7 protein-coding genes are annotated in these 12,121 nt (G+C 58.3%); 2 read left to right on the top strand and 5 right to left on the bottom strand.

Annotated features, from left to right (window positions below; all coding sequences use genetic code 11):
* Positions 1-201: 201 nt before the first annotated feature.
* On the bottom strand, positions 202-3,459 hold the full coding sequence (locus ACZ9BB_RS01895; RefSeq protein WP_476212303.1) for a Tc toxin subunit A: 3,258 nt from the start codon (positions 3,457-3,459) through the stop codon (positions 202-204).
* 152 nt (positions 3,460-3,611) lie between these two features.
* The gene (locus ACZ9BB_RS01890; protein ID WP_476212302.1) at positions 3,612-7,712 is read right to left on the bottom strand and encodes a hypothetical protein; all 4,101 of its coding nucleotides are present in this window, start codon (positions 7,710-7,712) and stop codon (positions 3,612-3,614) included.
* Positions 7,713-8,175: 463 nt separating this feature from the next.
* On the opposite strand from ACZ9BB_RS01890, the gene ACZ9BB_RS01885 reads away from it, so the two are divergent.
* On the top strand, positions 8,176-8,547 hold the full coding sequence (locus ACZ9BB_RS01885; protein WP_476212301.1) for a DUF6124 family protein: 372 nt from the start codon (positions 8,176-8,178) through the stop codon (positions 8,545-8,547).
* Between the two features lie 76 nt (positions 8,548-8,623).
* Here ACZ9BB_RS01885 and ACZ9BB_RS01880 read toward each other — a convergent pair whose 3' ends face one another.
* Both ACZ9BB_RS01880 and ACZ9BB_RS01875 read right to left on the bottom strand, forming a co-directional pair.
* Complete coding sequence (locus ACZ9BB_RS01880; RefSeq protein WP_192343845.1) at positions 8,624-8,983, bottom strand: PilZ domain-containing protein; 360 nt, start codon at positions 8,981-8,983, stop codon at positions 8,624-8,626.
* Between the two features lie 222 nt (positions 8,984-9,205).
* The gene (locus tag ACZ9BB_RS01875) at positions 9,206-9,595 is read right to left on the bottom strand and encodes a tetratricopeptide repeat protein (protein ID WP_476212300.1); all 390 of its coding nucleotides are present in this window, start codon (positions 9,593-9,595) and stop codon (positions 9,206-9,208) included.
* Between the two features lie 170 nt (positions 9,596-9,765).
* Between ACZ9BB_RS01875 and pyk the strand changes: the two genes are divergently transcribed.
* Positions 9,766-11,217: a pyruvate kinase gene (gene pyk / locus ACZ9BB_RS01870; protein WP_476212299.1), complete on the top strand. Its 1,452-nt coding sequence runs from the start codon at positions 9,766-9,768 to the stop codon at positions 11,215-11,217.
* Positions 11,218-11,341: 124 nt separating this feature from the next.
* Here the strand turns inward: pyk and ACZ9BB_RS01865 are convergent, their stop codons facing one another.
* Positions 11,342-12,091, bottom strand: coding sequence for an enoyl-CoA hydratase-related protein (locus ACZ9BB_RS01865; RefSeq protein ID WP_476212298.1), 750 nt, complete (start codon positions 12,089-12,091; stop codon positions 11,342-11,344).
* Positions 12,092-12,121 lie beyond the last annotated feature (30 nt).

Genomic DNA, 12,121 nt, shown 5'->3' with positions numbered 1-12,121 from the left:
TTGGGCGGATTCTCGGGACCAGGGGGATTCGGAACGACCTCCGGGGCCTGGGGATCGAAAAGATAGTGCAGCCACTGTTGCGCCTCCAGAAAACGGTTTTCCGCGCTCAGGCGCGAAGCCACCAGGTGCGGCAGGTGGAAAAACAGTTCCCAGAAGAACAGCCCGTTGGCGCCATTGAACGCGCCGTTCGGTTCGTCGATGTCACCCGTCGTTGGCCCCGGCTCTTCCAGAAACTGGGTACTCCAGTCCAGCACGGCGTCGACCGAAATATTGGCGCGCTGCACCAGTTCTGGCCCGAACAACGAGTTCAGGCGCACGTATTTGAGGTCCAGTTCGAGCTGATTGAGCGTGAGAAATTGCGCGCCCTGAGGCATTTTTGACGGTCACCGTGAATGTGGCTTTTTCTCCCGCTTTTTTAGCCACCAACTCGGTGCGATTCACTGCGATGGTGACCTGCGTCGATTGTTTCAGGGCTTCATCGCCAGCCGGTATAAGTGGCACTCGCGATTCGTAAAGGCTCAGCACCGCATGCTCGGCCGCCGTGCGGTAAACCGCTCTGTCGAGCGTCGCCGGGAGCGTCCCCATCAGGAACAGGGTTTCAGCATCCATGTGGGTACGGGCGGCCAGCACCCGAACCCGAAGCATCAGATCCAGCTCCTTGAGGTTTCGAATAACGTGCTGCGCGTTGATCCGACTGGCGCATTCGCGTACTTCCTGGACGCTCCAGTTGAAAAAAGTGGCCAGCCTGATCGCCGCTGTTTCCCGGACCAGTTCCAAAGCATCCCCTGTCAGGGACTCTGGCAGTGCGTTGACCTCACGCAGGTAGTCGAGCAATTGTGTCGATGACTGTTCGCTCAACCTGAACGCGCGGGTGAGCACCGTCAGGTAATACAGAATCGGCAATGAGAAGGCGTGTTTGTCGATGCCGTCAAACCAGTCGAGATGACCGTAGGCCAAGTAGTCCTCCAGCAGTTCCACACTCAGGTCCAGCTTCAGCACCACGGCACTGCGTCGCCGCACATCCGCCAGCAGCGCGAGGAACCGCTCGTCGTTCTCCCCGTTCCGCCAACGCCCGTTCGCGGTGTCATCGGCTCGCTCGAGCGCCTGTTTGAGCACGCTATAAACCGTACCGTTCGCCCACGTGAGTACGGGTATCGCCAGCTCGGACGTGACACCGGCATAGATCGCCAGGCTCTCCTTGACCACCGACACCTGGCCCGCTCTGATCTGCAGGAGAACGGCGAGCATTTTCTCAACGACAGGCGCACGCAACGCCTCGTCATCTTCACCAAGCCCCTCCCTGACTGCCGTATGGAGTCGTTCACGCGCGAATACCGGGTAGTCGAGCTCGTCCTGTGGCCACTGCGTGATCACCAAGCCGTTGCTGTCAACCAGCGATGTCAGAAGGTCCAGCCAGGCCGCCCCGCCTGCCAGCGGTGGAACACCGGCCATCAGCAATGCGTTATCGGAAAACAGCGTCGCCGGCAGCAAGCTTCGCAGTTTTTCGAACAACTGTTGCTCATTCGTCGACGCCGTGGCTGACGCCACGATCGGCGACACCTGCTGCACCATCCACAGCACCGGCAATTCACGCTCACGGCACCAACTCACGCAGGACTCCATGGCGTGGATGATGTTCAGCACATCCGGCTGCACTACAGGAGTGATGTAGTTCTGCCCGATTATCGGGACACCGGCCAACGCCTTGAGCCAGGTTTCACCTCCCAGCGTCGTGAGCAGCACAAGCCCCTCTATCGGCGTCATGCCCAGCATGCGGGGCAGTTTCACCAGGCGGTAAAAGCTCGAAACAATGGCCAGGTTACGAAGCAGGGTATCTTCCCGGCCATGGGCCTGGGCAATCGTCAGTGCCAGATAACTGTAAGTCTTCAGGTCAATACCCAACCCGCTGCACAGTTGCTTGATGGTCAGTTCTTCTGCACTGGCGACCGGGAACACCGGGAATTCACCTCCATCCAGTATCAACGGGGGCTGAAAGGTCGTCTGGGCATTGAAGACCCGGTCAAACTGTGAGGGCATATCACCGCGTCCGAAAATCGACAGCGCATCGACAAACACCGAGAAGTCCTCAGCCGTGCAGTCATAGCGCTCGCGCAACTCTTGAAACAAACCGAGCGCTTGTACGGTGTGGTCCGAGATCCACCACGGATGGTCGGGTATCTGAGCCCGCACCTGGGCATGGATCGCCGCGACCAGCAACCCGTCCACCTGCTCGGGTGGCAGTCCCATCCACTGGTCCAGCCGCAGTTTGCGGTTCATTCGGTCGTATTGGGCGGCCTCTTCGGGAAACACTGACAACCGACGCAGGTTCTCGTCAGTAAGGTAATCAATGTCGACAGCGGGCGTGCTGCCCGCATTCAGGTAGACAGAACCGGACTGCGCACCGCTTGGTGCGCCATCGACGGGAAGCGCATTGGCAGACCGCACCGGAGCGAAGCTTCGAAGCGACAGCAACGCCTCAAGCTGCAAGGCATCAAGTTTTGTTCGTTCGCAGAAGAACGGCACTTGACTGATGTTCTGCCAGTCCAGACCTTCAGCGTCGGTGCCAAAATTCAGCCAATAGAACCCTTCCCTGTCATCACTATCAAATGGATCCTCAGTCAACAACTCCCGTTGATAAGGCCCCAACCGGGAGGCATGGAGCATCGCCCGCCCCCCCTCGGCGGCCCAGGCCTCGGGTTGCAGAAAATAGGGAAAGGCCTGATCCACGGCCCGCGTCACATCCCCCACCGACAGCGTGTTTTGCCGGGCCACGTAATCCAGCGTCACCCAAGCCTGGTAATAGGGAAGCCCGTTGGGGTATCGAGCAGTGCTCATGGCCTCGTTGACGTCGAAGTCGTCAGGCTCATCGCTGTGGTCCTTGATGAACGTTTCCAGCTTCGCAAGGATGATGTCCACCGCAGACACCGCTTGATGCACGGCATTGAAGTCGATGGGGAGCCGCGCAAGGTCTGTACGGCGTGCGTTCAGCGGCATTTTCGGTTTTACGCCGTCACCCGGAACTGACTCGATCCGGTCGCTTATCCACTTCATCAGGTCCACCAGATAAGCCACCGGTGAAGCCACTGACTCCAGTGCATCGGGGGGGCATAGTCTGCCGAATAGAACGTTGAACAAGCCCTCGAAACTCGGCCCTTCGACGATTGACAAAAGCCCGCTGGAAGGCTTGGCAGCCTCTGTATCAGCGCCGTATAGCCGCTGTTCGATAAACTGACGGCGCACATAGATCGCCAGCGCATTCGCACGCTGCAAAAAGCGCTGTGCGTCGGCGGGGGTCAGGCCGAAATCAGCCACCAGCCCCGGCACACCTTTTTCCACCAGAGGGAAAACCGATCTGCCGTCCTCCAGGTAGTGCTTCAACGATGAATACTCTTTACTCCGCTGCGCTGGGAACACTTGCTCGAACATTTGCAGGGAAGGTCGATTCTGGTTGGCCGCCATGCTGGAGCTCCTTCTGGCAGTTACGCATCGTTGAACAGCCAGGAGGCGCCTGATCTGTACAACCCGTCGCTCGGATTTGACGCTGCCTCAGGGCCGGCGTCTACTGTCATAAATGACAGTAGCGCCGACCGTTTGTCGGAAGCGCAAGAAGGCTATTTACGGGAAGGTTCAGGTGGGCCGACCTCAAAGCGCTTGGTTTCGGCCCAGACCGATTTCCCACCCGCAAGAAGGTTCTGATGAAACCGGACCCATTGGCCGCCCGGTCGCAGCGCATATCGGGACGTCGCCCGCCAAACGCCGTTAGCGATCCCCACGGCATCGGCCAACACCTGATCAGGATTGAACCAAACCGTCACTTCACCCACGCCGGGCTGGCCTTGCCCCTCGAACAGCACCGGGTCAGTGACCCGGGCACCCTCGGCCGGTACGTCAATCTGCGGCAGGTAGGCGCCCACCCGAATCGATCGCTCAGGTGACCGGGCGGAGTCGAAGCCGTCGCGCGATTGCACGGCAATCAATCGATGACTGCCGCCGGGGCGATCGATCATGACCGACACTGACCAGCTCCGGTCTTCAAGCACCGTGGCCTGCCCAAGAACCAAGTCCGGCGCATCCTCAAGCCTGACCGTTACCGTATCCCCTGCGTAGCCAAACCCTGACACCACCACTTGCTGCCCTGCGCTTTCGTCTTCAGCCGGGGTTTCGATAAACGGTGCAGCGGGGACAATGTTGTAGGTCAGCGGAGGGCTTTCTGTGGATTGATGGTCGGCAAAGGTTTGCGTGGCCCAGATGAATTTCACCCCCACCGGTAAGGTTATCGCGCCCTCCCAGTAACCACTGTCGTCAACCAAAAGATCGCTCAGCAAAGGCTCGGAGCTGCCCTGTAGCCAGACGTTGACCCTGCCACCCGGCATGGCAGAACCTGAAATGATCGAGGTCCGCGGCTGATCACTTCCCGGCTGTGGCACCTCGATCTGCGGTGGTAACAGCACTACTTTAAAAGTGCGAGGGTCGCTACGGTCGGATTCCCGCCCATCGAGCACCTGCACCGCGTCAATGGTATAGGTGTCCCCGGTTTCCGGACGAAACGCCAGCCCCTTGAGTTCCACTGACCAGGCGCCGTAACGGGACAGCAGCACGGGCTCGCCCAGAGGACTGCCAAATTGGGCGTCCCACAGCTGCACTGTTGCACCCGCGATGCCGTCCTTTCCTTGAACAATCAAGTCGCGCCCCACTTCCTCGTCTGACAAAGGGCGAGTAATCACCGGTTTGAGGAGTGGCTTTTGCACCGTGAATGTTTCGGATGCCGACAGTGAAGTTTGCTGCGCGGTGGTCTGGGTTACGGTGACTGTATGGATAACACCTTGTGAAAAGTCAGTTTCACGGCGAAAGTCCCAACTGCCAGTGGCACCAGAAGGATGATGCACGATGTCGCTATCGCTGTACTTGAGGTTAACGACAGCCCCAGGCCAGCAAGTGCCGAAAATACGAGGTGAGAATCCGTTATCTTCAAGACGGGTGATGACCGGCGCCAATGGTGCGATGGTCACCGTCATGTCAACGGGGTCCGATGTTAAATCACCCCTCTGCTGCACGACGCGGACAAGGCGCTGCCAGGTCGGCCCCCACTCGCTCGACGCACGGCTCGACCATACCCCGTTGCGGACCGCAACAGGGGGCGCAATCGGAGTTTGCTCCTCGCGATCCGTCACGAGAACAGTCGCCCCGGTAGAGCCCTTGCCGGAGAAGGTGGGTGTATAGTCCGCGGTATGGACCACTTCGGTAGGCGGTAATAGCGAGACAGTGACGGGAAACCGATACTCGTGCGACGCAATCCTGCCACCGGCAAGGTCGACAACACTTTGTACGACGCTCAGGATGTAGTCGCCAAAAAACCAGTCCGTTGCGGTCGTTTCCCAACCGCCGTTGACCACATCGACAACAGGGGGCGGCGTCGCTCCACTCGGGCCGCTGACGATAGTGATCTCGACCTTGGCGCCGGGATAGCCGCTGCCCAGGAACGTCACGGTGCTATCGGCTGGAAAGGCTATGATGATGCTTGTCAGCGCGGGTGGCCGCACTTTGAGCATCACCGGCTCACAACGCGGCGAAGTGCCGCCCACCATGTTTGTCTGTTTAGCCGTAAGGGTGAAATTGCCAGCGGGAAGATTGGAGAGTTGCATCCTCCAGCGATCAGGGGCCGGGCCGGGATCACTTCCGACATAGCCCACGACGGAACTGCCTAAAGACTCCTCCGCTCCATCCCGATAGGCCCGCACAGTGGCCAAATACCTCCCGTCACCTCCAATCAGAACATTCATGTCGACATAATCGCCACTCTCATGAGTGTCGATGGTGGGCGGGTCGCCCGAGATTGGATCGTACTCATACGTAAAGGTATGGCGACCACTTTCGAGCTCAGAGTTGGTATATTTTACAATGAAGGTCTTCTCTCCACTGCTCTGACTAAAGTTACATCTCGCACTCCAAAGCGCCGCGTTGGTCATCCCCCACCCCACCAGCACCCGATTGCCGTTGACTATTTCAATGACCTCCACCATTGCATTGATGCCATAGACTCCGGTTCCACCGACATAAACCGGAGGACCTTTGATTTCCTGACCATATGCCGGATAGATAACCAACGGGACATTTTGTATGGGGTCCCGTTCCTTGGGATCATCCGTGGCAGCGCTTTGTGCTCCATCCGTCCTGATCGGTACCTCAACAAGAACATCATCGGACCATTCGGAGGAGATCCAGCCACCGCTGCCATCGGAGACTTTCTGCAATACCGACATCACATAACCGCCCGATGCCCAACTTGTGACTTCGATCCTCCATTCACCGTTCTTGCTGACTCTGCCCGTCCACTGAGCGTGGCCGTGACCTATGTCGGCCTTGTACCAAACTTCAATGAGGGCGCCGGGATAGCCGCCACCTGCGAACCTCACGATGTTATCGGTTGGGAAGGTCACACCGATTTCTGTCAACCTGGGGGGGCGGATTTTGAAGGCGTGAGGGCTGCTGCGCGACGTTTCAATCCCACTCATTGTTTGCTTTGTGACTAGCAATACAAACCCCACGGGGAGCGTCACGGATGCGCTCCAGGTTCCGTTCGACTGCACGGTGCCCCGGCCTACCGCAACAACCATCTGGTCTCGAAATACTTCGACCTGCGCATTGGCCAGTCCATTGTTACCGGATAAGGTGAACTGCTGGTCTTGTACAGTATTAGCCGCAGGAGAAGTGATCGCCGGGATGCCTAATACGCGAAAGGTGAGAGGGGGCGAATAACCGGATGGGATTTCCGGATATGTATATTGAGCCGCAACGGTCAGTGGACCACTCGGCAGTACAACGCTTGTTTTTAATGGGGCCTCCCAAGTGTTTGTTGTCAATTCAACTGGAGCCGTCAGACCAACCGAGTGATCGTCTGCTCTTACTACATTGAGGGAGGAGCCGGGCATACCATCCCCCTTAAAGACTACCTCATGGCTCGGTACTACAGCGTTCGCGATCGGCGAAGTGATAACGGTCGTATGCACTCGAAAATGACGATTCTCGGCACGAGCCCATCCTCCCCGCCCCGTTACCGTCTCCCAAACCGAGATAGTATGTTCTGTTCCCTCCAATGGACGAGTAAACCTTAGCGCCCATTCACCAGATGCAGGCACAGTGCCTTCCGCACTTAGCGCAACATCGTCACTGGCACGAATGAGTTTTACCTTGGCACCAGGCTCTCCCCTGCCCTTAATCAAGGGATCAGGAGAAGGCACCTCATTATAAGTTGCTGAGGGATAAGTAATAACCGGCGGTTGTATTACATAAAACCATCCCGTGTCGTACCACCCGGTCCACCAAGTATTAACCCGGTACCTGTAATGGATGGCGTTCCTGCCTAACCGCAGAGGTGGATCAAAGTTCGGCATGAATCGGAGAGGATTGTCGGGTGTAGTTGTTAGTCGTAGATACATATAACTGTTTGCATCGTAGAAGTGCACCTCTGCGAGATTAGCGCTTTGGTTAAATGTTCGCGCCACAAACTCCCTTCCAGTACGAGCAACAACATGCCCCTCTCCAGGTGTAACAAAAGGCAAGTAGTCAAGCCTTGGCTGATCTGGTTGCTCCATTTGATACAGTTGGTCTGCCTGGTCCTGGTCTTGGTCTTGGTCTTGGTCTTGGTCTTGGTCTTGGTCTTGGTCTTGGTCTTGGTCTTGGTCTTGGTCTTGGTCTTGGTCTTGGTCTTCCATGATTGAGCACTCCAGTGAGAAGTATTAGTTGCAAATCAATGGAGTTAATTAACGTCTGAAAAAAGATCGCCGGATACCTGTAAAAACTGACAGTTCAGACGAACGGTAACGCCCCACCCCGGCGTCTTCGGTTCCTACAAAGTTTGGCAAGTGACTACACGACCTTGCGCCGCTGCCTACAGATCCGCCAGAATCCGCCGGCTTGTGCACTTTGGTCATGCCCCGTAACTTGGTCCGCGTCGCTGCCAATCAGCGATCGGGTTTAGTCGCCCGGAGGTTTCACGAATGTGTATAAGCGTCATCCAGTCGGGTATTCCCTATCCCCGCACTTGATGGTGGCTGTTCGCAGGGCGCCCTCGGGCGCGCCGGTTTTTCGTGATTCCTCCGGTCGACTAACCTGCGTCCAGCCGCCACCCCTCGTTTAGTCGCGAGACGGTGGTAGCCCCAATAAGGAATCGCGAATATGTTCAAAGCAACACCCAATCCACCCGAAACCGACCCGGTTTCCCCCTACGCCTCCCTCGATTCAAAAAAGCTCCACGCCGCCGCCGAAAAGGCCCTCGACCACTACCTCAAACCCGCCATCGAATCGCTGTGTTCATCCCAGGACCGTGCCATGAAAATGTTCACCGTCGTACCTGATGCAAACCCCGAAGCCCTCATCATCCAGACCTATGAAACCTTTTCTTCGGTGAGCATTCTGCTGCTGGACCTGGCGGACAGCCTGGAAGACAAACAGCGGCATCTGGCGATGGCGATTTATCAGATGAGCGAGATGGGGTTGATGCTGGCGGAGCGGTCGCTGGATATCGAGCGGGCGATTAAGCCGGCCTAGCCTTTAAGTATTGGCCGTCTGGCCTGACACCATCGCGGGCTTGCCCGCGATGGCAATAGTGAAAGTGCCGCAGCCTTCAAGCAGAGGCAGGCAACGGCTGAAAACTGAAGTACTGCTTCAACGCCTCCACCAATTGCCCATATTCCGGCGGTGCCCGTTGCAGGCTGAAGCCGGCGTCATAGTGGTGGGGGGTTGCGTCTTCGTGGCACCACAGGCAGCAGGCATTGAGGTCGATCACCTGCTGACAATGGCCATCCATGGGGATTTTCAGGCGCAGATTAAAATCGGCGCCCACCATCATCGGCAACTGGCTGATCAACATCAGCCCGTCCTCGGACAGATTACCCAGAAAGCCGATGGGCTTGTCAGTGACGCTGTTGAACACTTTCAGAAAATACGGCAGTTGATGCCGCTCGATCCGGCGGTCAGTGAACATGCTGATTTCGCTACGCAAGGCCCTTAATCAGGGCCGCACCAATACTTCGGAACGGGCCTGCTCTATTGTTTTATAGGCATCAGCCGCGCTCTCCCCGATCCTGGTGCGACAGTCCTTCCAACCGCTGTCGCTTACTGCTGCCGATCACAGGTGTTACCTCGAATTAGAGGCAAGGCTCTAAACCGATCCATTGGACTATAGCTCACCGCTGTCGCATGACAATCAGAACTGAGTCGGACGCACCACCGCCGCACTGCGGGTCGGGTAATGGCCTCCCCCCAGGCTCTGCAAGGTTTCCAGGCGGGCACGGGCGCGGTAGGCGTATTCGCTTTGCGGGTAGGACGCGATGATGAACTGATAAGTCTGCGCCGCATCGATAAACAGCTTTTGGCGCTCCAGGCACTGGCCGCGCATCATCGACACTTCCGGCCAAACATAAGGCCGTGCATGGCTGTCGCGCTCGACCTTGGACAGTTCGAGCATCACCTGCTCGCAGTTGCCGCGTTCGTAGGCGCTGTAGGCATTATTCAAATGATGGTTCATCGACCAACGGGTGCAGCCCGTGACACTGAGGGCACTAATGGCAAGGGCGGCAATGAGCACGAATCGCATGGGGGATCTCCTGTCTTGAGCTCTGTATCGACCCTTGGGCGGAAATCTTCAGGACGGTTTGTGCCGATTGTCGCGTTCAATAAAGAAACTAATAAGTAGTGCAAACGAACAATGACTACACCCAAAGACCATAGTAGCCTCTGCTAGCGCTTGAACTCAGGAGTCTTTGCATGTCCGTCCGTCGTACCAAAATCGTCGCTACCCTTGGCCCGGCCAGTAACTCGCCGGAAGTTCTCGAACAGCTGATTCTGGCTGGCCTGGACGTCGCCCGTCTGAACTTCTCCCACGGCACCCCCGACGAGCACAAGGCTCGCGCGAAGCTGGTGCGTGACCTGGCTGCCAAGCACGGCCGCTTCGTCGCCCTGCTGGGTGACCTGCAAGGCCCGAAAATCCGTATCGCCAAATTCGCCAACAAGAAGATCGAGCTGAAGATCGGTGACCAGTTCACCTTCTCCACCAGCCATCCGTTGACCGAAGGCAACCAGCAAGTGGTCGGCATCGACTACCCGGACCTGGTGAAAGACTGCGGCGTGGGCGACGAGCTGCTGCTCGACGACGGCCGCGTGGTGATGCGCGTCGATACCGCCACCGCCACCGAGCTGCATTGCACCGTGACCATCGGCGGCCCGCTGTCGGACCACAAAGGCATCAACCGTCGCGGTGGCGGCCTGACCGCACCGGCCCTGACCGAGAAAGACAAGGCCGACATCAAGCTCGCTGCGGAAATGGAAGTCGACTACCTTGCGGTGTCCTTCCCGCGTGACGCCGCCGACATGGAATACGCCCGTCAACTGCGCGACGAGGCCGGCGGTACTGCCTGGCTGGTGGCGAAGATTGAACGCGCCGAAGCCGTAGCCGACGACGAAACCCTCGACGGCCTGATCAAGGCCTCCGACGCGGTGATGGTTGCCCGTGGTGACTTGGGTGTGGAAATCGGCGACGCCGAGCTGGTGGGCATCCAGAAGAAAATCATTCTGCATGCGCGCCGCCACAACAAAGCGGTGATCGTTGCGACCCAGATGATGGAGTCGATGATCCAGAACCCGATGCCGACCCGCGCCGAAGTCTCCGACGTAGCCAACGCCGTACTCGACTACACCGACGCCGTGATGCTCTCGGCCGAAAGTGCCGCCGGTCTGTATCCGCTCGAAGCCGTGCAAGCCATGGCGCGCATCTGCATCGGCGCTGAAAAGCACCCGACCAGCAAGACCTCCAGCCACCGCATTGGCAAGGTCTTCGAAAGCTGTGACCAGAGCATCGCGCTGGCGGCCATGTACACCGCCAACCACTTCCCGGGCGTGAAGGCGATTATCGCGTTGACCGAAAGTGGCTACACGCCGTTGATCATGTCGCGCATCCGTTCCTCGGTGCCGATCTACGCGTTCACCCCGCACCGCGAAGCCCAGGCTCGCGCGGCAATGTTCCGTGGCGTGTACACCATCCCGTTCGATCCGGCTTCGCTGGCGCCGAACGAAGTCAGCCAAAAGGCGATCGACGAGCTGGTCAAGCGCGGCGTGGTCGAGAAAGGCGACTGGGTCATCCTGACCAAGGGCGATAGCTACCACACCACCGGCGGCACCAACGGCATGAAGATCCTGCACGTGGGCGACCCGCAGGTCTGAGTGATCGCTCGCTGAAAAACAAAAGCCCCGCCATGTGAATGGCGGGGCTTTTTGGTTTCTGAGCCGAAAGTTGTGTTGCCTGGGCGGGCCTGCTCGCGATTGCGTCAGCCCGATCTCCACACATTTAGTTCCTATTGATAAACCCCGACAACGCCATCATCGCTTCCGGCGAACGCAGCCGCTGGGTGAACAACGCGCCCTCTTCTTCTATCACTTTGCGTATCTGTTCCCGATCCGGCGCTTTCATCAATTGCTTGCTGATGCGCACCGCCTCCGCCGGCAACGACTCGAAACGCAACGCCATCTCCCGCGCCTTGGCCAACACCGCTTCGCCACTGCCCAGCGCTTCGGTCGCTATCCCCCACGCGGCAGCCTGTTCACCACTGAACCCTTCGCCCAGCAACAACAGCTCCGCCGCTTTGGCATGCCCGAGCATTCGCGGCAGGATCAGGCTGGAGCCGAACTCAGGGCATAACCCGAGGTTGACGAATGGCATGCGCAACCGGGCGTCGGTGCTGACGTAAACCAGATCGCAATGCAGCAGCATCGTCGTGCCGATCCCCACCGCCGCGCCGGCCACGGCGGCGATGACCGGTTTGCGGCACTCGAGCAAATTGAGCATGAAGTGGTACACCGGGCTGTCGAGGATGCTCGGGGGTTGCTGGAGGAAATCAAAGATGTCGTTGCCAGCGGTGAAGCACTCAACGCTACCGGTGATCAGCACCGCATTGATTTCGGGGTCGCTGTCGGCAAGACGCAAACCCTCCGCCAGTTGGCTGTACATGGCACGCGTCAGGGCGTTTTTCTTCTCGGGGCGATTGATGCGCAGGGTCAGCAGGCCGCGCTCGCGTTCAAACTGGATGGTATCGGGCATGGTGAGTCCTGATCTGAGAGAGGATCAACT

Source organism: Pseudomonas sp. TE3552, assembly GCF_056278945.1.
This window is presented reverse-complemented; position numbering and strand designations above follow the sequence as displayed.